Origin of the sequence: Aquimarina rubra, assembly GCF_042684305.1 — a bacterium.
GTDB lineage: Bacteria > Bacteroidota > Bacteroidia > Flavobacteriales > Flavobacteriaceae > Aquimarina > Aquimarina rubra.
Genome location: NZ_JBHULE010000019.1, coordinates 541,265 through 565,747, shown reverse-complemented (window position 1 = coordinate 565,747; position 24,483 = coordinate 541,265). Strand labels below are relative to the sequence as shown.

General features: G+C 33.6%; 19 protein-coding genes. 10 read left to right on the top strand and 9 right to left on the bottom strand.

Translation table 11 applies throughout. The annotated features are described in order from the left end of the window. Positions 1-111 precede the first annotated feature (111 nt). From ACFSR1_RS11140 to ACFSR1_RS11130, 3 genes are read left to right on the top strand one after another with little or no spacing between them, the layout of a single operon-like run. Positions 112-843 carry a polyprenol monophosphomannose synthase gene (locus ACFSR1_RS11140; RefSeq protein WP_378292465.1) on the top strand — a complete coding sequence of 244 codons (732 nt, stop codon included), beginning with the start codon at positions 112-114 and terminating at the stop codon, positions 841-843. A gap of 2 nt (positions 844-845) precedes the next feature. Continuing rightward, a complete protein-coding gene (locus ACFSR1_RS11135; protein ID WP_378294497.1) occupies positions 846-2,186 on the top strand; it encodes a dihydroorotase in 1,341 nt (446 codons plus the stop codon). Then, positions 2,183-2,725 carry a DUF4296 domain-containing protein gene (locus ACFSR1_RS11130; RefSeq protein WP_378292463.1) on the top strand — a complete coding sequence of 181 codons (543 nt, stop codon included), beginning with the start codon at positions 2,183-2,185 and terminating at the stop codon, positions 2,723-2,725. Before ACFSR1_RS11135 ends, ACFSR1_RS11130 begins: the two co-directional genes overlap by 4 nt. Here the strand turns inward: ACFSR1_RS11130 and ACFSR1_RS11125 are convergent. Continuing rightward, positions 2,694-3,704: an NAD-dependent epimerase/dehydratase family protein gene (locus ACFSR1_RS11125; protein WP_378292461.1), complete on the bottom strand. Its 1,011-nt coding sequence runs from the start codon at positions 3,702-3,704 to the stop codon at positions 2,694-2,696. The genes ACFSR1_RS11130 and ACFSR1_RS11125 overlap by 32 nt on opposite strands. 196 nt (positions 3,705-3,900) lie before the next feature. Next, positions 3,901-6,819, bottom strand: coding sequence for a CHAT domain-containing protein (locus ACFSR1_RS11120; protein WP_378292459.1), 2,919 nt, complete (start codon positions 6,817-6,819; stop codon positions 3,901-3,903). Positions 6,820-6,990: 171 nt separating this feature from the next. On the opposite strand from ACFSR1_RS11120, the gene ACFSR1_RS11115 reads away from it, so the two are divergent. The 3 genes from ACFSR1_RS11115 to tyrS all read left to right on the top strand — a co-directional run bounded on the left by ACFSR1_RS11115 (position 6,991) and on the right by tyrS (position 9,716). Next, positions 6,991-7,581 (top strand): RNA polymerase sigma factor, encoded by a 591-nt coding sequence (locus ACFSR1_RS11115; protein WP_378292457.1) that lies wholly within the window; start codon positions 6,991-6,993, stop codon positions 7,579-7,581. A gap of 2 nt (positions 7,582-7,583) precedes the next feature. Then, positions 7,584-8,327 (top strand): tetratricopeptide repeat protein, encoded by a 744-nt coding sequence (locus ACFSR1_RS11110; protein WP_378292455.1) that lies wholly within the window; start codon positions 7,584-7,586, stop codon positions 8,325-8,327. A 93-nt stretch (positions 8,328-8,420) separates the two neighbouring features. Beyond that, positions 8,421-9,716 (top strand): tyrosine--tRNA ligase, encoded by a 1,296-nt coding sequence (tyrS, locus tag ACFSR1_RS11105; protein WP_378292454.1) that lies wholly within the window; start codon positions 8,421-8,423, stop codon positions 9,714-9,716. Positions 9,717-9,861: 145 nt separating this feature from the next. On the opposite strand, the gene ACFSR1_RS11100 is transcribed toward tyrS, so the two are convergent. The 3 genes from ACFSR1_RS11100 to ACFSR1_RS11090 form a co-directional block, all read right to left on the bottom strand. Next, entirely contained in the window at positions 9,862-10,311 is a 450-nt protein-coding gene (locus tag ACFSR1_RS11100; protein ID WP_378292452.1) for a YHS domain-containing (seleno)protein, read from the bottom strand. Positions 10,312-10,453: 142 nt separating this feature from the next. Further along, positions 10,454-11,434, bottom strand: a complete 981-nt coding sequence (locus ACFSR1_RS11095) for a LuxE/PaaK family acyltransferase (protein ID WP_378292450.1) — start codon at positions 11,432-11,434, stop codon at positions 10,454-10,456. A gap of 148 nt (positions 11,435-11,582) precedes the next feature. Continuing rightward, positions 11,583-11,915: a T9SS type A sorting domain-containing protein gene (locus tag ACFSR1_RS11090; protein WP_378292448.1), complete on the bottom strand. Its 333-nt coding sequence runs from the start codon at positions 11,913-11,915 to the stop codon at positions 11,583-11,585. 308 nt (positions 11,916-12,223) lie between these two features. Here ACFSR1_RS11090 and ACFSR1_RS11085 point away from each other — a divergent pair, with 308 nt between their 5' ends. Continuing rightward, positions 12,224-13,630 carry an MATE family efflux transporter gene (locus ACFSR1_RS11085; protein ID WP_378292446.1) on the top strand — a complete coding sequence of 469 codons (1,407 nt, stop codon included), beginning with the start codon at positions 12,224-12,226 and terminating at the stop codon, positions 13,628-13,630. A 72-nt stretch (positions 13,631-13,702) separates the two neighbouring features. Here ACFSR1_RS11085 and ACFSR1_RS11080 read toward each other — a convergent pair whose 3' ends face one another. From ACFSR1_RS11080 to ACFSR1_RS11070, 3 genes are all read right to left on the bottom strand, one after another. Then, positions 13,703-14,866, bottom strand: coding sequence for a multidrug transporter (locus ACFSR1_RS11080; protein ID WP_378292445.1), 1,164 nt, complete (start codon positions 14,864-14,866; stop codon positions 13,703-13,705). Positions 14,867-14,904: 38 nt separating this feature from the next. Next, entirely contained in the window at positions 14,905-17,760 is a 2,856-nt protein-coding gene (locus ACFSR1_RS11075; protein WP_378292443.1) for a TonB-dependent receptor, read from the bottom strand. 359 nt (positions 17,761-18,119) lie between these two features. Beyond that, entirely contained in the window at positions 18,120-18,482 is a 363-nt protein-coding gene (locus ACFSR1_RS11070) for a toxin-antitoxin system YwqK family antitoxin (protein WP_378292441.1), read from the bottom strand. A 507-nt stretch (positions 18,483-18,989) separates the two neighbouring features. Between ACFSR1_RS11070 and ACFSR1_RS11065 the strand changes: the two genes are divergently transcribed. From ACFSR1_RS11065 to ACFSR1_RS11055, 3 genes are all read left to right on the top strand, one after another. Further along, positions 18,990-21,377: an inorganic phosphate transporter gene (locus tag ACFSR1_RS11065; RefSeq protein WP_378292439.1), complete on the top strand. Its 2,388-nt coding sequence runs from the start codon at positions 18,990-18,992 to the stop codon at positions 21,375-21,377. Positions 21,378-21,517: 140 nt separating this feature from the next. Next, complete coding sequence (locus ACFSR1_RS11060; protein ID WP_378292437.1) at positions 21,518-22,201, top strand: response regulator transcription factor; 684 nt, start codon at positions 21,518-21,520, stop codon at positions 22,199-22,201. Further along, positions 22,201-23,280: a sensor histidine kinase gene (locus tag ACFSR1_RS11055; protein ID WP_378292436.1), complete on the top strand. Its 1,080-nt coding sequence runs from the start codon at positions 22,201-22,203 to the stop codon at positions 23,278-23,280. The genes ACFSR1_RS11060 and ACFSR1_RS11055 overlap by 1 nt, the downstream gene beginning before the upstream one ends. Here ACFSR1_RS11055 and ACFSR1_RS11050 read toward each other — a convergent pair. Then, on the bottom strand, positions 23,218-24,273 hold the full coding sequence (locus ACFSR1_RS11050) for a glycosyltransferase (protein ID WP_378292434.1): 1,056 nt from the start codon (positions 24,271-24,273) through the stop codon (positions 23,218-23,220). The two genes, ACFSR1_RS11055 and ACFSR1_RS11050, sit on opposite strands and share 63 nt — an antisense overlap. Positions 24,274-24,483 lie beyond the last annotated feature (210 nt).

Sequence of the window (24,483 nt, the reverse complement as noted above, 5' to 3'; positions counted from 1 at the left end):
ATGCAACGCTAATTTAAATAGATAGTCATATACTTGTAAACATAATATAAGAGCAAAAAACTGAAAATAATCTAGTAATTATTTAGTTATATTTGCCTGAAAACACTTTAAATGGTAGATGCCGTTGTAATTATACCTACCTATAATGAGATCGAAAATGTGGAGCGTATTATTAAAAATGTGCTTGCACTTCAACGTGATTTTGATATTCTGGTTGTAGATGATAATTCTCCAGATGGAACAGCAGTAAAGGTAAAAGAACTGCAGGAAGAGTATCCCGAACATCTTTTTTTATTGGAGCGTAAAGGAAAATTAGGATTAGGAACGGCGTATATCACTGGATTTAAATGGGCGTTAGAGAGGTCTTATGAGTACATTTTTGAGATGGATGCGGATTTTTCACATAACCCGAATGACCTAATAAGATTATATAATGCGTGTGCAAAAGGAACATCGCAAGTAGCAATTGGATCTAGGTATGTTACTGGGGTAAATGTGGTGAACTGGCCAATGAGCAGGGTGTTGCTATCCTGGTTGGCCTCAAAATATGTTCGGTTTATTACAGGAATGGATATCCACGATACAACTGCAGGTTTTATCTGTTATAAGAGAGAAGTGTTGGAAAAAATTAATCTGGATAAGATCAAATTCGTAGGATATGCATTTCAGATTGAAATGAAATTTAAGGCATACCTTTTGAAATTTAAAATAAAAGAGGTGCCCGTAGTATTTACAGATAGAACTCGTGGGACTTCAAAAATGAGTAAAGGAATTATCTCTGAAGCTGTGTTTGGAGTTTTAAGAATGAAATTTAAGAGTTTGTTTAATAGTTATGAGATATGATCATGAATAATGTATTGATTAAGAATGCTAACATTGTCAATGAAGGAAAGATTTTGAATGGTGATGTGTATATAGAGAATGGTTTTTTTAAAGAAATTGCTCCTCAAATTAGTGCCAAATCACCTAACGTACAAGTTTTTGATGCTGAAGGAAAATATCTTTTACCGGGCGTTATCGATGATCAGGTACATTTTAGAGAACCGGGACTAACACACAAGGCAACGATAGAAACTGAATCAAGAGCGGCTATCGCCGGAGGGATTACATCTTTTATTGAGATGCCTAATACAAATCCTCAGACAACTACTATAGAAAAGCTGGAAGAAAAATTCGAAATAGCATCGAAAACCAGCTATGCTAACTATTCTTTTATGTTTGGAGGAACCAATGATAACCTTGAGGAAATATTAAAGGTAGATTCAAAAAATGTAGCAGGACTTAAACTATTTTTAGGTTCTTCTACCGGAAATATGCTGGTAGATAATCCTGAAGTACTAGAAAAGATTTTCTCATCCACAGATTTGGTGATATCAGTACATTGTGAAGATGAAGAAACCATAAGAAATAATACTGCAATATATAAAGAGAAATATGGAGACGATATACCTATTGAGCTACATCCAATTATCAGAAGTGAGGAAGCGTGTTATATATCTTCTTCTAATGCCGTAGCACTGGCCAAAAAAACGGGGGCTAGATTGCACGTTTTTCACTTGTCTACAGCAAAAGAACTGGAATTGTTCTCGAATAAAATTCCATTAAAAGATAAAAAGATAACAGCAGAAGTATGTATTCATCATCTTTGGTTTTCTGATGAGGACTATAAAGAAAAAGGAACATTGATTAAATGGAATCCTGCAGTAAAAACGTCAAAGGACAGAGACGCATTGTTTGAAGCATTATTGAATGATAAATTAGATGTAATCGCTACAGATCATGCGCCTCATACAAAAGAAGAAAAAGATAACGTCTATACGAAAGCACCTTCTGGCGGTCCGCTCGTACAACACGCATTGCCTGCTATGTTGGAATTTTACCACAAGGACAAAATTTCACTAGAGAAAATTGTAGAAAAAATGTGCCACAATCCTGCAATTTTGTTTCAGGTTGAGAAGCGAGGTTATATTAAAGAAGGATATTGTGCGGATGCTGTATTAGTAGATCTTAATGCGCCTTGGACTGTTAATACCGATAATATAGCTTATAAATGTGGTTGGTCTCCATTTGAAGGAACTACATTCAAATCAAGAATAACTCATACTTTTGTGAACGGAAGTTTAGTCTATAAGAATTTTAAATTCTATGATGTTAAAAATGGACAACGATTAACTTTTGACCGATGAAAAAAAGAATCATATACAGTCTCTTTCTTTTAGCGCTTCTTGTTTTTTCTTGTCAGGATCTTGATAAGCCCTCTAAGCCGGATAATCTTATTGCTGAAGATAAAATGGTAGAGATACTTACGGATATTGCATTTATAAAAGCAGCAAAAGGAAGCTACAAAAAGGTTTTTGATATAGAGAAAATTAATCCGGAGGAATATATTCTAAAAAAACATGGGATTGATAGTTTAGTGTTTGCAGAAAACAATAGCTGGTATACAGCTCAGTTAGATGAATACGAGGAGATTTTTAATAAAGTGAAAAAAAATATAGAGGGATCAAAAATTAAATTTGAAAAACTAAAAAAAGAAGAAGACTCCATCAAAAAGATAGAGGATTCTATTAAAAGAGCAAAGAAAGGTCTAAAAGACGCAAAAGTATTACCCTCAGACTTAGATAAGATTAAATTAACAGATGAAGAGTTAATCGAACAAGAAATAGAAACTGCAATTAAGAAAAGGAGTACATCTAATGCTCCTTTAGGAAAAAAGAAGCAGTAGTCTCAATGGCTTTTTGAACAGGAGTAAAGCTATAGGTGAGTTCTTTCTTTATTTTTTCGTTTTCATAAAAAGAATTAGAAAAAGCACTCTTTATTGAGGATTTAAAAATGACTCTTTTCGTTCTAAAAAAGAAGTAACTAAACTGTTGTAAATAATATGCGGTTTTCATTAAAAAAGGAGAAACTTTCTTCTTTGGAGCAGGCTTGTTAAGTGCTTTCGCGATGAGGGAAAATGCATTTTTAAAACTTAGGTTTTCACCCACAACTATATATCGTTCGTTGTTAACTTCGCTATTCATTAGGCGGTGCATAATTTTAACAACATCAGTAACAGCAACATATCCCGTGGTTCCCGTGGTGTAGTATTTCATTCCTTTACGGATCTTTTTAAACAAATATCCACTTCCAGCATCGTAAAAACCTCGACCTATAATAATACCCGGATTTACAATCACGGCGTTAAGTCCTTCCTGCGTGCCACGCCAGACTTCCATTTCTGCACCATACTTGGTAATGGCATATACAGAATCGGATATTTCCGGATTCCATTCGGCAGTTTCATCAATAGGGTTTTGCAATGTGTTTTCACTTAATGTAGCAATAGTGCTTACATAGCATAGTTTTTCTACTTTATTTATTAGCGATAGATTTACAATATTTGCGGTTCCTTCGATATTAATTTTACGAAGTTTTCTATAATGTGAAGGGTTAAAAGAGATCATGGCAGCACAATGGTATACACGGGTAATACCTTTAAATGCAGAGGAGAGTTTAGGAATGTCATTCAGTTCACCCTGAATCCAATCAATAGCATCAAAGGCAAGTTGATCTTCGGGTTTACAGCATTTGACAAACACGCTCTTGGCATATTCTTTTTTAGTGTCGGTTCTATATAATGCTCGTATCTGATATTTTTCTTCTACCAGTTTGATCAATAAATGAGTACCTACTAAACCTGTTGCTCCGGTAACTAATATCATCGTTTTTGTTCTATGATACTAATGTACACAATTAGCAATAAAAATTGTTATCGCATTGAGATATGTTTTTTTGTGCAATTAAGGTTTGGATTTCTGCCTGGGGTATCCCTCTTCAGGATAGTAAGTATTTCAGGTTTTACAAAGATAAAAGGTGTAAATTTTTGGATGTATTGATGTGTATGTTTTGTATGTATTTCTAACTTTTTTTTGGATGTAATTTTCTTTTTCTATACCAAAATATAACAAGAAATGATAGCATCAATCCTACGAATCCAATTACCCAATATAAAGTATAATTTGTACTAAACTGAACCGGGGCAACATCACCCAATAGATAAAATCCACCCCAATAAAACGGATGTGTGCGGTTCATGTTTGCGTTATGTAAGTATTGTAATTTAGCCTGTTGCAAGGCTTCGGCTTTATTCATGCCATCTTTTATGTTGGTATAAAAGTTCTTCATTAACTCTGGGGTGGTCTGATCCGATACTTCCCAACTGCTCAATAGTAAACTTTTGGTGCCTGCGTATTGAAACGCAGTTCCTAAACTCATAATGCCTTCTCCTTTGGCAATTTTACCGGTTCCTGTATTACAGGCACTAAGTACTGTCAATTCTGCGGGAATATCTAATGCAAACAATTCGTGACTATACAACATATTATCCTCTATCGAATCATTGTTTTTGGTAAAAAGTAGTTTAGAATTCTCAGGCCTTTCGTTATCTACTTCACCGTGTAATGCCAGATGCAGAATATTATACTGACTGGCATTCTTTTTAAAATTAGTTTCTACAGCTTCAGACCCATAAAAGTAATTTCCATCTATAATATTGGCAATGGCTTTGATTTCTTTTCGGGTTCCCGGTAAATCATTTTCGTACTCAGTAAGCGCAGATAGACTTATAGCTTTCGAATTTTGAAAATCTGAATTCCCTGAAAATGAAAATGCTAAACATTCCTTTTGCATTTGCGAAAAATCGAAAAGACTCTTCTTTCTATTTGAAAATAGCAGATTTGCTGAACTGGCATACGAAATTGCATACTCTTTCAACATATAGGATAATTCCTTGGGGTTGTTTGATATATCTTCTTGGCTTAGTAATAAATCAAAATTGAGATACCATAAGGTACCATCAGGCACAATAATTAATTCTTTGCCAACTAATTCTTCTTTTATGGGTGCAATAAGATCGCGGTAAAGATGATTTGCTATTGTTTTATAGTCTTGAGTATGCTTGTCTTTGATGGATTGTCTGAATTGTGTAATTTTTGCTGTTAACGTTGGAAGATGGAGTTCTTTTATCGCAATTTCTTGTTTGGTAATAGTAATAGCATAGGTGATATCATCTGAGATGAAAAACTCTAATAAAGAGGAGTCATCTTTAAGCATTTTTTGAATTTTGTCAACTAAAATAATAGCCTTCTCATATTTTAGCTGATGATATTTAGGGTAATTCTTTTTCAATACTTTTGCTATGGAGTCTTCTATACTTTTTAGCCGTGATAGCTTGCTTTCGTATGCTGTGATTTTTGAATGATTTATAGTTGCATTTGACCTTTCTTCGATGATTCTGGATTGATAGAAAGAACGATTAATTTTTTGAATTCTTTCTAATTCTAATAATTCAACGGTAGGTCCTGCAAAGTCTTTTGTTTTGGATTCGTTGATTAAATCTTTAAGCATGTTGGCCTTGCTTTTTTCGATGTAATAAATCACTTTTTCCAATGTTGGTTTTGTGACTACTTTTCTATAGTGTAATAATTGGGTCTTTATTGCATCAGCATAAATTTCTCTTGCTTTTTCAGCAAACATCAGCTTTTCCTGATAATCGTGATAAGATTTTCTAATGTATTCAATTAGTATATCCGCTTGCTCATATATTTTTAAACTATTACTTAAATCTTCATCATTTTTAAATTTGATATAACTAGCCTGTAATGTTTTAGCTTTTCCGTGAAGAACCTTTAAAAGTAATTTGGAGTCATAATATTGACTTGGGTCAAAGTCGTTTATAGTATTGCTGGGATATTGAGCTTTTTTGTTTGCCATTACGGCTTTGTCAAAATAGGAAATTGCTCTTACAAATTCTTTCTTTTCATTGTAAACTGTTGCAATGCTATAGTAGAAGTCTGAAGTTAGCAAATGGGACTTGCCACGAGTAGTTTGAAATATATTCAGGCCTTTTTCGTAGTATTGTAAAGCATCGTCATATTTCTTTTTTTTAGTATAAATATTTGCTATTCGTAAGTTTAGATTCACAATTTTTGGATGATCCTCATCTAAAACTTCCATATATCCTGAGAGCGCTTTCTCGTAATACTTTAATGAAGTATCATATTCTTTTTTGTCATGATATAAATCTGCAATGTCAAAATTAAGATTTGCCACTTTTAAATTGTTTTCTCCATAAGCATTGAGATATATCTTTAAGCTTTTTTCGTAGTAGGATAACGCTTTTTCATACTCCTTTTGATCGGTATATAAATCTCCAATGTTTTTATAACTTTTGCCATTTTCAAGGTAGTATTTGCCAAATAATGTTGTTCCTATTCTTATACTTTTATTGTAGTACTCGATTGCCTTATTGTTTTCTCCACTTTTGGTAAAAACATTTCCCATGTTGTCGTATATAAACGCAATCATGTCCTTTTTTTTGCAATATTGGAATATAATCAAAGATTTCTCATAATTGTCGAGGGCCAAATCATATCGTAGTAAGTTTTGATAAGTCAATCCGATATTTAGGAAACCGTAACCTGCATAAAAATGATATAATCCATATCTTTTTGTGGCTAACTTTAAAAATGTTTTAAAATAATCAAGAGCGATTTCATGTTCTCCTAAGTTGTTATAGATAAGCCCTATTCGATCGTAATAAATTATAATTTTTTCGTGATGTTGACCCAGTATTTTGGACTCTATATCTAATGCTTTTTTAAAGTAAACTACAGAACTTTCGAGTTTGTTTTCTGATAACAAGGACTCAGCCTTTTTTAGATATTGGGAAGCTATAACAGTATCCTGAATTTTTTGTGCAGAGATGCTACAAAATGGAAGGATGAGGATAAAGAAACAAAAAATCTTAATATCAAAAAGATATTCAAGTGGCTTCATAAGTTGTCATAGGATTTCACCTGTTGTTTGTTTTAGCTTTTTTCACTATCTATATCAAAACACATAGTAATATGTATTTCTTTATAGCAAAGAACGTAAAAATGTTACTTTTACAGTGTAAAATAAAATTCATAATAAAGGTAACAGATTACTATGTTACGACATTAATCTATGAGTAACAATGAAGAAAGAAGAATTTTAGAAGGGATTGCAGCTGGAAATACTCAGGTTATTAAAGCTTTCTATAAAAAAAACTATAACTATATAAAGGGTTTTGTCCTTCAAAATTCTGGTGATGATACAGATGCAGAAGATGTTTTTCAGGATGCTTTGATAGTGATTTATGAGAAATTGAAATCGGGTTCTCTCGATATGAATAAGAATGTTTCGATACGAACATATCTTTATGCAGTATGCAAAAATTTATGGAGAAGTCGATTACGAAAGAAGAAAAGATTGATCGTAGATAGTGAAATAATAGAGGCAGATGAGGGATTTGAAATGTCTATTGCCGAAGAAATAGAGAATAAAGAGCGTGAACATTTGTATCGCAAATATTTCCTTACGTTAAGTAATACCTGTAAGGATTTATTAAATCTCGTTTTTAAAGGGAATAGTATGAAGGATATTGCCGCTATTACTGGGTATTCTGAAGGGTATACGCGTAAAAAGAAATTTGAGTGCAAAAAAGCATTACTGGAAAGAATAGAAAAGGATCCCATATATAAAGAACTAAAAATGATCTCTGAAAAAGAAAAATAAGTATGGAAAGAACTCAGGAATTGTTTGAAAAAATAGAAAGGTATCTGGTTAAGACATTATCAGGAGATGAACTCATAGCATTTGAAAATGAAATGATCTCAGATCCTGAACTTGCTCTTGAGGTTGATAAACACCGCAAGTTGCATCAGGTATTAAATAATACTGATACCCTTCATTTTAAAGAAAAATTACAAAAAATTACTGAAGAGGTAAAACAGGAAGAATCTATTGATCAATCAACCTCCTATTTTTCGTATTTGAAAGTTGCTGCTTTCATTGTTATTCTTCTTGGAGTTGGGACCTTGCTGTGGAACAATTTTAGTGGATCAACGGATTATTCAGATTTATATAGTTCCTATTATGAACCATATCCGGCAGAAGATATCACAAGAGGCGATCATACAAATGAACTTCATCTAATAAAGAAAAACTATGCTGAAGGTAATTATGAAAAGGTGATTTCTGGACTAAATAAAACTACTTCTAGTTCTTTACCCGATCAGCTTAGATTATATCTTGGGAATAGTTATCTTAATCTTGGTAAGGAACAAGAGGCATTAAAACAGTTTGAAACCATAACAGATACCAGTAATTATTTCGAAGATGCAAGTTGGTATAAAGCACTTACATATCTTAAGTTAGGAGAAATTAAAAAATCTTGGGAACTCCTTAAAGTAATCATTCAATACGATGGAATCTACAAAGAAAAAGCAATTCAATTGATAGATAAGTTTAAGGAATTGTAACCAGCTCAGTTGGGTAAAGCGATTTCTGTAGTATTCATAGCGCTATATAATTCATATTTTTATCTTTGCCGCATCTAATTGAATTATACTAAAATGGCTATAAATTTTATAGAAGAACTACGCTGGAGAGGAATGCTACATGATGCTATGCCTGGTACAGAAGAATACCTGATGGAACAAATGAGAGCAGCATATGTAGGTTTTGATCCTACGGCAGATTCATTACATATAGGAAATCTTGTACCGATTATGTTACTGGCGCATTATCAGCGAGCAGGACATAAACCTTTTGCCTTAGTTGGAGGTGCTACCGGAATGATCGGAGACCCATCTGGTAAACCTTCTGAACGTAACCTTCTTGATGAAAAAACATTAAGACATAACCAGGAAGCGATAAAATCTCAATTAGCACAGTTTTTGGATTTTGAAAGCGAAGCTGCAAATGCAGCAGTTTTAGTGAATAATTATGATTGGATGAAAGATTTTTCATTCCTTGATTTTATAAGAGACGTAGGTAAACATATTACCGTAAACTATATGATGGCGAAGGATTCTGTAAAGAATAGAATTTCATCGGAGTCTTCTGATGGAATGTCTTTTACAGAATTTACGTATCAATTGGTACAAGGATATGATTTCTTACACCTGTATCGAGAGCATAACTGCACACTGCAGATGGGAGGTAGTGATCAATGGGGTAATATTACCACAGGAACTGAATTGATCAGACGAATCGGAGGAGGAAAAGGATATGCATTAACCTGCCCATTAATCACAAAATCTGATGGATCTAAATTTGGTAAATCTGAAGGAGGAAATGTTTGGCTGGATGCTAAAAGAACTTCTCCCTATAAATTCTACCAATATTGGTTAAATACAAGCGATGAAGATGCAGAGAAGTATATTAAGATTTTTACATTTCTAACTAAAGAAGAAATAGAAGGTTTGGTTGCTGCACACACTGAAGCTCCTCATCAGAGAATTCTTCAGAAAAAATTGGCCGATGAAATTACCATTATGGTGCACTCTGAGGAAGATCTGGAGAATGCAATTAAAGCATCAAATATATTATTTGGAAAATCTACTTCTGAAGATTTAAAAGCATTAGATGAAGCAACATTTTTAGATGTTTTTGAGGGTGTGCCTCAAGCAGAAATTTCTAAAGACCTTATTAATGATGGTTTAGATATTATTGGAGCATTAGCAGAGCATACAGGTTTCTTAAAGTCAAATGGAGAGGCACGTAGAGCACTAAAGGAGAATTCTATATCTGTAAATAAAGAAAAAGTAAAAGAAGGATACGCTATTAGTGCAGATGATTTGATTAATGGTCAGTTTGTTTTATTACAAAGAGGAAAGAAAAACTATTTTGTAATCAGAGCGGTTTAGAATAAGAATAGTTGTACTATACTTTTTAAAATTTAATTAAATAAAAAACAAAGCCTGCAAGAATCTCTTCTTAGCAGGCTTTGTCAACTAACCAATCAATTATTGAAAAAAACTTAACGTTCTATATGTTTATCGATGTACTCGATTATTTTTTTGTTTTTATTTTTTGCCAATTCACATCGGCTTTATTTTTTAATGCTGTAGCTCCTTCTTCATTCCATTTAGTCAGCGTATTGATTCCCCAAGAGTTATAGAATAAATATAACTTACCGTCTCTTATTTCAAATGTTTCAGGATCAATATCAACTTTTTCTGCTTTAGCTCCAATCGCATAAGCACAGTAACCACCATATTGAGGTACAAACTTTTCTGGATTGCTTTTAAACTTTTCCAGATTTGCCTGACTTGCAAATTTGTATTTTGCATTGTCGTGAGTTGCAGTAAATTTACTTTCTCCTTTAATAGCTTTATTATTAAAGTATTCAGTTACGTCATATCCTTCAGCTACAAATCCTTTTTTTAAATTATAATCAATTTGCTGTGCGCTTAAGGAAAATGACACTCCTAAAAACAGTATGACAAAGAATCTTTTCATTTTAAGTTGTTGTTTTGTTGTTACATCCATTCAGTCGTGAGAAAAAACAGAACATTACAATTTTAACATAATAATATGTTTTCAAAACACAATTACATTTTTAAATACGGTGTTTAAAACGGAAAGTTGCAAAAAATTTAATTTATAGTAACATCAGATTACATCCTCTAATATCACTATGGTCAAACCTACCAAGTATCTCAAAACTACCATCGGTATAGATTTTTCCTAAATCTTGGGTGGCAATAAATGAGCAGGAATTTATATTAGCCAGATCTATAATATTAATACCGCCTGTTTTACCTGTGCTCATAGATGTCAGAGCATCTTCGGGGTCACGAGTGCTGACTTTCATCCAGGGAGGGGAATGAAAAACACCATCACCTTTAGAGTAAGCTTGGGACAATAATTCTGTCATCCCATACTCACTATGAATTTTAGAGACACCAAAACCTTTTTTCAGAACTTGATGTAATTCCTCGCGGATCATTTCTTTTCTTCGGCCTTTCATTCCGCCGGTTTCCATAACAACTAAATTATCATTTGGCTGTATATGATGATTTTCAACAAGATCTAATAATGCAAAAGAAACACCTATAAGAAGTATCTTTTTACCTTGTAAGGAAAGCTGTTTTAGCGTGCTAACCAGTTTTTCGGTTTCGTCTAGGTAAAATCCACTTTCGGCTTGTTGACTTTCTTTAATGAGTGCATCTGCCATATACACTAAAGAGGAGCCTTCACGCTCCAGATAGGACGGTAAAAGCGCTAAAATGGTATACTCTTTTATATCTCCATAAAAAAGCTCAAACCCTTTTCGGAAACTAGTTTCATAAATACTCAAATTAGTTACATAATGTTTACTGGTAGTACTGCCGGTTGTTCCACTACTGGTAAAAATTTGTTGAACATTAAAAGCTGAACTAACTATTTTTTCTTGTTTAAAAAATTCAATGGGTAAAAACGGAATGTCATCAGTGGTTTTTACTGAACTTTTGGTAATTCCCAAAAGATTACAAAACCGTTGGTAAATTCTACAATTAATGTATTGGTGTTGAAAAACTCTTAATGCAGCTTTTTCAAAATCCTGATCATTTTGAATTGTAAAAATAGTCTCAGCCAGCATACGAGTCGAAAAGGGATTTTGTTTGAAACAAAGGTATAAAAAAACACTCTGCGATAAGAGAGTGTTTGTTATATAATAAATACCGAGATAGTTTTATATGACCAACATAACCATTATTAGATTGTTGGTTAAAGAAAAACCCTGGTTGTTATTTCCTAATTAATTTTTTTGTAAAAGCTTCTTCTCCTATTTTGATTCTAAGAACATAGACTCCAGGAGGTAAAGCAGAAATATTAAGTTGTTCTTGGGTAGTAAGTACCTTAAAAAGTACTGTTTTCCCTAAAACATTAAATACTCTGCAAGTCATAGACTTACCTGATTTAGATGTAATATTAAGGATGTCACCAGAAACAGGATTTGGAAAAACCTGAACTTCTTCTTTTTGATCAATAGTATTAAAGGACGATTGCGCCTGCACTCCAGTAGAAAAGGAGAGGACAAAAACACCGATAAGTATGAGTAATAAGTAGATTTTTTTCATAAATACTTTATTTTGGGACTATAAAAGTACAATATTTTATTAAAAATTGAGTTAGGAACTCTTTTTTTTAATGTTAAATCTGAACAAATTATCAATTTGATACAAAAGCTATGGGTTTACCGTATTAAAAACAGGTTTAATTATTTATTTTGTGTTTTCCCTAAAAAATTCGATATTTGTCTCATTATGAAGTTATAAGAATTATGCACATCTCTTTGGAAATATCGGCTTCGGTATTGTTTAGCTAAGAAAACCTTTCTTAGTTCTGTCCAATTTATTCCTTTTTTTTAATCATAATTCTTTCACTTATGACATCTAATAAGCTTACACTTTCTAAACTATTTTCTTACTTTAAGATAGCTATTACAGGTAAGGAGCAACAATTTACATCTGGTAGCATCCGCAAAGCAGTATTCATGCTTGCAGTTCCTATGATCCTAGAAATGATGATGGAATCTATTTTTGCATTAGTAGATGCATATTGGGTTTCCAGTCTCGGTCCAAATGCCATAGCTACCGTAGGATTGACAGAATCAGTCATTACTTTGATATATGCCATCGCGATTGGTCTCAGTATGGGAGTTACCGCAATAGTAGCACGCAGAGTTGGAGAAAAGGATATGGTAGGAGCTTCTCATGCGGCAGTGCAGTCTATATTATTAGGAATTTCGGTTTCCATAATTATAAGTGTGATCGGAATACTGTTTCCAAAGGAAATTTTAACTCTTATGGGAGCAGAACCTGATTTAATAGCAGAGGGATATGGATATACACAAGTGCTTTTGGGAGGAAACATAACAATTATGTTGCTTTTTTTAATCAATGCCGTTTTTAGAGGTGCAGGAGATGCTTCTGTTGCTATGAAAGTATTAATCGTTTCTAACCTTTTGAATATCATTTTAGACCCACTTTTTATTTTTGGTTTTGGACCTATTCCGGGTTTTGGAGTCCAAGGTGCTGCTATTGCAACTACTATAGGAAGAGGGAGCGCTGTGGTATTCCAAATGGCGATTCTTTTCTTTGGATGGAGTAAAATTAAGGTAACCTTTAAAGATATCGTTTTACGTTCTAAGGTGATGATTAACTTAATCAAAGTATCTCTTGGAGGCATAGGTCAGTTTATTATCGGAACCTCTAGTTGGGTGTTTTTAATGCGAATTATGGCAGAATTTGGTAGTGAAGTATTAGCTGGATATACAATAGCTATTCGAGTACTAATGTTTACGCTTATGCCATCCTGGGGAATGAGTAATGCAGCTGCAACACTTGTTGGTCAAAATCTGGGAGCTGGCGAACCGAATCGTGCAGAACAATCTGTATGGAAAACCGGAAAATACAATGCGTATTTTATGCTTTTTGTATCTGTATTTTACCTGGTGTTTGCAGAGGTAATAATCAAAATCTTTAGCTCAGAGCCAGAAGTTGTTAAATATGGGGCATTAAGTCTTCGTGTAATTGCTGCTGGATATGTATTCTATGCATATGGCATGGTGATTATTCAGTCTTTTAACGGAGCGGGAGATACTAAAACTCCTACCATTATCAACTTTTTCTGTTTTTGGGTGTTTCAGTTACCGTTTGCATATCTGGCGGCAATTGTTTTTGATTGGGGTGCTATGGGAGTATTTTTAGCAATTACTTTTGCCGAAGTTTTAATTGCAGTTATAGCCATTATGTGGTTTAGAAAAGGGAATTGGAAGTCTGTGAAAGTTTGATCATATAAAAAAGCACCTTGATGGTGAACAAGGTGCTTTTCTGTTTATTGTTGGCTGAATTTTTAAGACGTATTAGTTACGTGTCCAACCAGAATTCCAAGAGTTGTAATCTGCACCAGTTCCATTACCTACACCAGAGATTACATCACTTTCTTCAAAAGTAGCTCCAGTATCATTTTTAAGGTTTAGTGTGATATCATCAAAAGTAATATCAGTAATAGAAGTTTCATCATTTAAAACACCGTTTCCAGTTTCGGTATCATCAAGGTCAAAACCTTCTGCAAAACCTTCCAAAAGAACATTGGTAAATATAGCTCTTGTTCCTGCACGTAATCGGATCGCTTCATTCTCATTAGAAGAACCAAGTCCATTGATAGTAAGGTTTGTAACTGTAGGTGCGGACCAAAATACAGGATTAGAGTTGTTTCCTATATCGGTGTTAAAACCATCACCTTCTATTCCTTTATCGTGAGATTGTCTGTGCTCGATGTATACATTTGTTAATGTTCCTGTAAATCCTTCAGTCCAGTCTACAGAGTCATCCTGAGCACCAACAACAGATATAAATGAAGCGTTCACAGTTCCTCCAAAAAACTCTACTCCATCATCTGCTCCTTCAAAAGCCTGAATAAACTCGATAGTAGTTCCATTTCCTACTGCATAAAATGAAAATCCATTGTTTTCTGAAGCTGCGTCTGCCGCTCCTCCAGAATATTCGATACGAACATATCTAAGGATACCAGAGTTATCATCTGCTATACTACCACCATAGGGTAATCCTCCGATTTCAGAAGTAGAAGTTGCATCACCTCCAACTACAGAGTTTATTGGTGCTCTACCTAATATGATTAGACCTCCCCAGTCTCCAGGATTTGGAGTTGAAGTAGCAGATGTAAATACAATAGGATTAGAAGAAGTTCCTTCAGCATTGATAGTTCCTCCTTGTAATACAGCAATATATACATCAGATCCAGTAGCAGCTCTTACTACTACACCTGGCTCTACAGTAAGGGTGATACCGTCGGGTACTATAAGCGCGCTATTAAGAGAATATTCTGTTCCTAATTCTAGTGTAAGGTCTTCTGTTAAAGTTCCACCTATCACTTCGCCAGTAGGATCTATAGGAGAACCGTTACCGTCGATATTAATAGTAATGTCTGCTGTGTCATCACTTGCACAGGATGCAAAAAGCAATGCAAAGACAAGGGTTTTTAAAAGAAATATATTTGCTTTCATGGGTTTTTATTTTGATTAATTTTGTTTTTTAAAATGAGTTAAAATGTATATTTAAATTGTAATCCAATATTTACTCCTCTCTTATAACTCGAAAGAGCAAACTCGTCTATTGGATTGATTTCATTATTTGTATTTCTAGTGAATGGAATGCCAAAAGTGGTAAGCACGTCTTCTGATATCGTAGCATTTTCACGTACTCTTTCGATCGTTGGATTCAATAAGTTTTTAACACTAAGGTTGATTTCAAAATTCTCTCGTACTTTATTCTTCCAAACGAAGTCTAGAGTTGGCACTCCTTTTTCTACGATATTTCCTAATTGTCCTGCTCCCAATGCGTCGATTCGATCGGAAAAATAGGAGAATACAAGGTTTGCTACTGGTTTATAATCTCCAAAAGTTGGTGTATAGCTTACATCGGCATTGATCAAAAATGGTGATGCACCTTGTAGTTGGTCAGAATCTCTGTTAAAATTGGTATTGAAGGTTCCTGAAACAGTTTTTAAATCCTGTTTTGTAGAGGTATAAGTAATGTTTACACCTGCAGAAAGAAGACTTTCTTCTTCAGTATTTAACAACAATGCTTTTCGAGCTTCTAATTCAATACCAAAAACCTCTGCTTTGTCTCCTGTTCTAAAGAAACGCTGCGTTCCTGTTGCGTCGTTGGCAGATACCAAGTTTACAGGATCGTTAATCTGTTTTGCAAAAGCGGCAATAGAAAATATCTGACCTTTTTCAAAGAACCATTCGTATTTTAAATCCAAATTGATAATAGAAGAGAATGCCGGGTCATTTAATAAGTCTGGATTACCTCCTATACGATCAGTTACATTTTCATATACAAATGGAGCTACTTCTTTAAACTCTGGGTTAGAAACAGTTCTACTTACAGAAAAACGTAAGTTTTGATCTTCGTTTAATGCGTATTTTATATTTAAACTAGGTAGTAAAAAAGTTTCTGTTGCCTCATTGCGCCCAGGGTTGTTGAACGCAAGGTTGATCACATTATATTCAATACTTTGATTGAAAGATTCTACACGTAGTCCGGGAACAAATGTCCACTTCTCTCCATATTTATAGATTGCATTCGCATATAAGGCGTGAATATCTAGGTTGCCGGTATAAGTATTTTCTGGAAGTCCTGGAAGGTTTGTATTTCCTAATCCATTTGAAGGATCTAGTGGGTTTATAACTACTGTATTATAAGTAACACCTAAATTATCAATATTAAAAATGGAATTGAAATCATTAACATTAGTAACTTCTGTTCTTGGTTCAATAATACTTAATCCAAAACGTTGGTTATCAAAATCACGTTGCTTTATACGTCCATTATACCCGAAATTAAAGGATAGATTTTCTTTATGCTCGTAGGATACATTTATACGCCCATTCCATTCTTGATCTTCAATATTTTGGAAGTAACGTTGATTATCAAAATCTACATTACGAAAAAGAACTGGGTTCGTACTTGGGTCGTTGTCTAAGGCTAGATCAAACTGTTCTAAAGCAATTCGTTTTCTGTCTGGTTGACGAGCAAGAACACTGTTAAAGCCAATCCCGTAATCTACTTTTATCTTCTCATTAATGTTACTAACTCCAGATAATTGATTCACATAAATCATATCCTGTTCGAATTGTACATTTTGCGTAAAAAAACCAAAATCATCAATGTCTGCAATAGTGTTTCTGTTAAATCCATTTCCATCAATTCCAAAACGGCCTATTTCATCTTTCGCATCATTAATAAACAAGGAGGTAAACTTTATTCTATGATCTCCATTGATACGATATACAATATTGGTCATTGCAGTAGTGGTGCGGTTGTATTCAAAAATTTCAGTATCTCTAAATATTTGATTTTCTGCTGCTGTAACATTTGCTGCTTCGCCTCTTAGATATTCATAACTACTTCCAAAAGAAGCCGTTCCAAAGATGCTTAGTTTTGATTCTTCACCAATGTCCCAAGATTTTCCTGCTGTAATCGATCCTGAAAGTCCAACGGGTCCCTCTGATGAGATAGGGTCAATACCGTGAGATAAAACAACAGCAAATGGATCGTTTCTATATCTATTATAAAATCCAAAGAATCCAGTCCCCTCACTTTTTAAGAACTTTTGTCCAATAGAGGCACTATTTATAGTATTTCCTAGATCTACATCTATATATGCTTTTCCAACGTGTTCTTTTGCTTTAATGTCTACATTACCTGCTGCAAAATCACCGTAAAAATTAGCAGCATATGTTTTGCTTACACCAATATTCTCAATAACATCAGAAGAGAATAGACCAAGATCTATATTTTTCTTATCTACGTTATTTGCTGGTAGGGATAAACCGTTGAACGTGGTGTTTAAGTATCTATCTCCAAGACCTCTAACATACACATTACCTCCACCTTCTTGTTTTGAGATCCCAGAAATTTTAGTAACAGCAGCGGCGGCATTACTCACACCTTTGTTGGAAAGCTCCTGAGCTCCAATACTTTGTTTCTGAACTACAGCACCTTTTTGATCTAAAAGTAGTGCTTGCACACTTTCTTTTTTTCTACTAGTTGTTTTAATAACAACTTCATCTAAGGCCGCTGCACTAGCACCAATTGATGCATTAACTGTGGTGGTTTCATTGGCTTTTACAATAACCTCTTTATCTAAGGTTTCATAACCAACAAAACTAAATTCTACTGTATAGGTTCCCGGCTCTAGGTTTTCAATACTATATAATCCATCAAAATCAGTAGTTGTCCCTTTGCTAGTCCCTTTAATTAAGACGTTAGCAAAAGGTAAAGGTTGATTATTTGCTTCTTTGTCAAGCAAAGTACCAGCTATGGAGCCAGTTTCCTGCGCACTCACTATTCCAATAACAAATAGTGCACAGAGAATTACAATTTTTCTCATAACGTATTCTAAATTCGGTGCAAATAACGATAGCTATTGTTACTTGTGCGTTACTGAAAAATTAAATAAGAGTGATTATAATGTTATGTAATTGTTATCCGACACTGTCAAAATAAGAGGTTTACACGAAAAATCTACTTAATAAATTTTATATAAAGTATTGTAGAACAAGTGCTTTAATAGATTTTTTTGATAGTTACCTAATTGTTAAGGAAGAGAGTAAGACAGAGGTAAGTTTTAGATAGAAGGATTTAGTAATGCATGAACAAACATTAGTTTTTTTTAGTTTATTACTTTTTTAAAGCAAAAAAAGCGCTCAGAAATTTCTGAACGCTTCATATTAAATTATTTTGGCAAATTTAATTATCGTTATAATTAACAACCACGTCACTTTTGTTAGACCACGTTGTTACAGATGCAATCGTATTGTCAGAATAGTTTACTTCAGATAGTTTTTCATTTTCCCAAAAAAACCACTTACCTGTTTTCACACCATTCTGGTATTGTCCCATGGCGATTTTTTTACCGGTCATATCATATGACTTCCATTCTCCGTGAAGTTTTCCTTCCTTATTGTAAAATCCTTGTTGACGAATCTCACCATTTTCATAAAAGTAAGTTCCTTTGATTATATCTCCCTGTTTTTCAAAAGTAGGTTTAACATCCTGAGCCATCATTACTCCTGAAAAAAGAATCGCTAATGTTAACAGTAAATTTTTCATAATATATCTTTTATTGGGGGTTCTTAATGTTTGCATTACAAATGTAACATTAATTTTACTTTTAAGCAACATTTACGTAACATTAAATTAACATTGAGTATATAAAATACTGAAAATCAAATTTTTGTAATGTTATGATTTATTTTTTATGCTACCATTAGATACTCTTGATATAAAATTTCAGCTAATATTACTAGAATTTTCAGCCGAATTGATATTGGCAGAATGCTCTAAGTACAAATACCAAAAATGCTACTCAGCAAAGGCGTCTGATCAATAACTTTGAGAAAATGCTGTGGTTTCGAGGCTGTAAAGAAATTTTAAGGTTTCCTTAGCATCAGTTGATTTTCAAAAATTGTAAAATCGTAGCTAACTACTAGGCTTTTATAATTTCGAGAATACCTAAAGTTCAATTCGGGTGGGAAAGGATAAAAAAGATAACATTTCAATAACATACGACTAGATTTTTAATAACATTTTTGTGGTTTATAAGATTGTGAGAAAAATATGAACGACATTTATATTTTGATGATCGTGGCTTTAGCGATTTTGGCTATAGCAGATCTAGTTGTTGGGGTGAGTAATGATGCTGTTAATTTTTTAAATTCAGCGATTGGTTCTAAAGCGATTTCGTTTAGAACTATAATGATCGTCGCAAGTATAGGAATAGCTGCAGGAGCTATTTTTTCAAGTGGTTTGATGGAGGTGGCTCGTAAAGGTATTTTTGTTCCCGGAGAGTTTTATTTTGATGAGATCATGATCATTTTTATGGCGGTTATGATCACAGATATATTACTGCTGGATTTTTTCAATACTTTAGGTATGCCTACTTCTACCACGGTATCCATCGTATTTGAACTATTAGGTGCAGCAGTATGTGTTGCGCTAATTAAAATTGCTGCAGATGCTGATCTTTCTTTTGCAGATTTAGGTAATTATATAAATACAAAAAAAGCTGGCGAAATAATAGCCGGAATATTATTATCTGTAGTTGTTGCATTTTCTATAGGAGCAATGGTTCAATATGTATCCAGATTATTACTGTCTTTTAATTTTGAAAAAAAAGCAAAATGGGTAGGTGCGCTTTTTGGAGGAATCGCCTTAACCGCAATATTATATTTTATTTTTATAAAGGGAATCAAAGGAACAAACTATGCTAAAGAGATAGTAGATGTATTAACTAATGATACTGGGCTTGGTTTTTTGGAATGGGCCAATTTACATTTCGAAAGTTCTTATGAAACAATTAAAGAATTGGCAGCTGCTAAGAAAGATCTGTTTAAGATTGATGCAGAAGCAGGTACTATTTCTACTACTTTAAGAGGTTTTCTGGAAACTAATGTTTTAGCAATTGTTATAGCTGGTTTTGGATTCTTATCCCTGCTTTCTTACGGATTTATGACAATCCTAAAAACTAATATTTATAAGCTTATTATAATTGTAGGAACTTTTGCTTTGGCTTTGGCTTTTGCAGGAAACGATTTGGTAAATTTTATTGGTGTTCCTATCGCTGCATATAAATCGTATCTGGATTGGAGTGCATCGGGAATCCCTGCTAATGAGTTTTTGATGTCTTCACTTAGTGGTAAAGCTGAGACACCTACGCTTATATTACTATTTGCAGGTCTTATTATGGTATTAACGCTTTGGTTTTCTTCAAAAGCCAGAAACGTAGTTAAAACTTCTATTGATTTATCTCGCCAGGGAGATGGAGATGAAAAGTTTCGCCCAAATTTTTTGTCCAGAGGTGTGGTAAGAGGAACAGTTTTTATTTCTGAAGTTTTATCTTCCGTTACTCCAGCACCTTTTAGGAAGTTTTCTGAAAAACAGTTTGAAGAAATTCCTAAGTCTGCTACTACTAGAAAAGAAGATCTTCCGGCATTTGATATGGTACGGGCTGCAGTTAATTTAATGGTTGCTGGTGTATTAATTTCCATTGCAACATCTATGAAGCTACCTTTGTCTACTACCTATGTAACTTTTATGGTTGCAATGGGTACTTCATTAGCCGATAGAGCATGGGGAACAGAGAGTGCTGTTTATCGTGTAGCGGGTGTGTTAAATGTGATTGGAGGGTGGTTTTTTACGGCAATCAGTGCATTCTTGGCAGCAGCATTGATAGCATTCCTGATTAATTTTAATCAACCTATTATGACCGGTGTGTTGCTGCTCGTAGCCATAATCCTGTTGGCTAGAAATACAATTAGATATCGCAATAAGACCAAAGCGCATAAGGCAGAAGATAGTCTTAAGAAATCTGAAAGCAGTTCCATACAAGGAGTGATCGAGGAAAGTGCAGATAATATCAAGTCTTTTGTAAACCGAGGGAATAAAATTTATGGAAATACCATTGATAGTTTGGCAAAATATGATCTGGCTTCGCTGAAAAAGAGCAGAAAAGGAATTGCTAAATTAGAAACAGAAGTAGAAGAGTTAAGAGATAGTATTTTCTATTTTATTAAAAACCTTGATGAATCAAGTGTAGGAGCCAGTAGTTTTTACATTTCCATCTTAGGACATCTGGAGGATATCACTCAGTCTCTGGAGTATATTTCTAAAAATAGTCATAAGCACGTTAATAATAACCATAAGAAATTACGATTCAATCAAATCAAAGATCTTAAAGAGATTGAAGACCAATTGCAGGAATTTTTCGCTAGTATTAAAGATATTTTTGACAAAAGAGAGTTCGGAAGTCTTAATGGTATCATAGAAGAAAAGCAGGAATTGTTTACTTTAGTAAATGATAAAATTAATAAGCAAGTAGAGCGAACAAGAACAGAAGAAAGTAGTCCTAAAAATACAACACTTTATTTTGGACTATTAACGGAGACGAAAGATCTCATAACAGCTACTATGAATTTGTTAACTACGTATAGAGATCATCAGGATTAACTATTGCGATCATTTTATAACGTTAACTTAATGTTATGTCTATGAAATCTTTATGTTAGTTTATAGTTTCTAAGTTGAATGTTTATCAATACTTCATTTTAACCTAGTATATTTACGAATAGCGATGTAATTAAAACGAAATGAATAAAAAAGATATTACAATTTTACTAGTAGACGATGAGCCGGATATTTTGGAAATTGTTGGTTACAACCTAACAGCAGAAGGTTACAATGTCTTAACAGCAGAAAATGGAGTGGAGGCTGTTAAAACTGCCAAAAAGAAAAAACCAAATTTGATCATTTTGGATGTAATGATGCCTGAGATGGACGGTATCGAAGCATGCGAACAAATCCGTAAAATACCAGATTTACAAAATACAATTATCACCTTTTTAACTGCTCGTGGAGAAGATTACTCACAAGTAGCAGGATTTGATGCTGGTGCTGATGATTATATCACTAAGCCGATTCGCCCTAAAGTACTGGTTAGTAAAGTAAAAGCATTGCTTCGTAGATTAAAAGAAGATGATTCTTCTAACAATGTAGTAAAGATAGGAGACCTTATTATTAATAGGGATGAGTATAAAATTGTAAAGGATAAAAAAGAAATTATATTACCAAGGAAAGAATTTGAATTATTATCTTTATTAGCCTCAAAACCCGGAAAAGTATTCAAAAGAGAGGATATTCTGGATAAAGTATGGGGTAATGAGGTCATAGTAGGGGGTCGCACCATTGATGTACATATCCGAAAATTGAGAGAAAAATTAGGAGATAGTAGTTTTAAAACAATAAAAGGGGTTGGCTATAAGTTTGTTATATAATGGCAGAAAATTTTAAGAGATCGTATAGGTTTGCTTACCTATCATCTTCATATATAACTTTAGTATTAACGCTCTTAGTGAGCGTTTTTTTATATATCCAAGATCAATTCAATTTCTGGTTTACAGGAATTTTTATTGTGTTGTGCTATGCAGTATGTTTTATCATTATTCAGTATCGAGTTCAAAAATTTATTTACCGTAGAGTAAGAAAAATCTATGATGATATCGAAATGCTGGATGTTGAGACCTTAGGCGAAAGTCCGGTCACAACAGATATGAAAACGCTGATCAAAGAAGTCGAAAAATTTGCTCAGAAACGAAAAACTGAAATAGAAACTTTAAAAATTAGAGAAGATTATCGTAAAGAGTTTATGGGTAATGTTTCTCATGAGCTAAAGACACCATTATTTACGGTACAAGGATATATACTAACCCTGTTGGATGGCGCTATGAATGATCCTGCAATTCTAGAGAAATATCTTAATCGTGCCAATAAGGGAGTAGAACGCCTAATATATATAGTGAAGGATCTGGATATGATTACCAAACTAGAAGTGGGTGATCTAAACCTTAATTATACTAATTTTGATATTATAGAGCTTGTTCAAAGCGTTTTCGATTTATTCGAAATGAAAGCGTCTAAAAAGAATATTGCTTTGACTTTTGATATGAATTACCAGGAGCCTATTATGGTGCACGCTGATAAGGAGAGAATTCAGCAGGTATTATCCAATCTTGTAGTGAACTCTATAAAGTATGGAAAAGAAGATGGTACAACAGAAGTTAGTATAGAGAATTTAATCCGAAATAAGGTTATAGTCAGAGTTACGGATAATGGCGAAGGAATAGCAGAAGCACATATTCCCAGGTTATTTGAGCGCTTTTATAGAGTAGATAAAAGTGGATCTCGTAAAGAAGGAGGTTCAGGGCTTGGATTAGCTATTGTGAAGCATATCATTGAAGCACATCACGAACGCATCTATGTAGAAAGCGATTATCGAATTGGCAGTGAATTTTCATTTACTCTGGAAAAAGTGAAAAAGTTCCCCGTAGTCGATATCGGTACTAAAACCGCTTAATCCTTTGTAAGCATTTAGATCGTATAGTTTTTTCAGTGTAAATTCTTGTTGTTTACAACTCGGAACCAACTTATTGATCTTAAGGCGCTCTGCCAGATATTCTTGTTCGAATTGTCCGGGAGTTGGTATAAAAAATGCTTTTTTCTTCAGTTTGGCCAGATCCATCACGGTAGTATACCCTGACCTAGAGATGATCATATGACTACTATTAATGGTGTTTTGTAGAGCTATACCGGTCAAATAATTATATACGGTTATATTATTTTTACTATAGGTTTTTTGCTTTTCCTCAATGACACCTCTTACAAACGCTATTTTTTTATCACTGCGTTCAAACTCTTGAAAAAGCTTTTTTTCTAACATCGTACGTTGTGGTTCCGGTCCGGATAGCAATACTAAGATATCATACTTTTTTGGTAAATTTTGATAATTAAATCGACTAATAGGACCCAAATAGGTTACAGGAATGTTGCTACGCTTAGGATGACCCAGCTCACCACTTAGATTAGGATCATCAGCCATATCAGGAACCCAGCAGACATCAAATTTTTTAATGTATTTGTTACGAAATTTAGTGTTAATTGACGTGGTTCTTCCGCTTAGAAACGTAAGCTGATGTGTAATAAATACAGAAGGAACATTTTTGTGTCTCACTCCCATTCTATTATCGGATATAATTCCGTGGAAGTCATTAGATTCGACAATACGCTTTATTGCTTTTTTTTCGGCAGTAATTGCATGAGCTATTTTAGAGCTATTTAGTAACATTTTTAGTTTAAAATTACTTCCTTTTTTAGCATATTCTACATTATATGCAGGTAGTATCTCTGTTTTCAAATCAGGAAATTCCTTTTTTAATAGGGCCAGTGCAGCTCCATCTGATGCGATCACAGGTTCAAAATCTTCGTCAATCAAGGCATTTATGATTGGAATACACCGAGTCGCGTGACCCAAACCCCAATTAAGCGGTGCTACAAGTACTTTTTTACTCAAAATTTGTCATTTATGTATGTTAATTACTCAAGAAGCATATTGTCTTATTTTAAAATTAATAGTATTCTTCTAAGTATATATTTCCTTAATTTTACCAAAAAATTATATTAAGGTTAGATAATATTGATCCCTATAGTTATTCAGAAAGTTGCTGTTGAGTTAATTGATATATGTAACAGAAATTTGATTTTAGAGTCAAACAAGTATAGA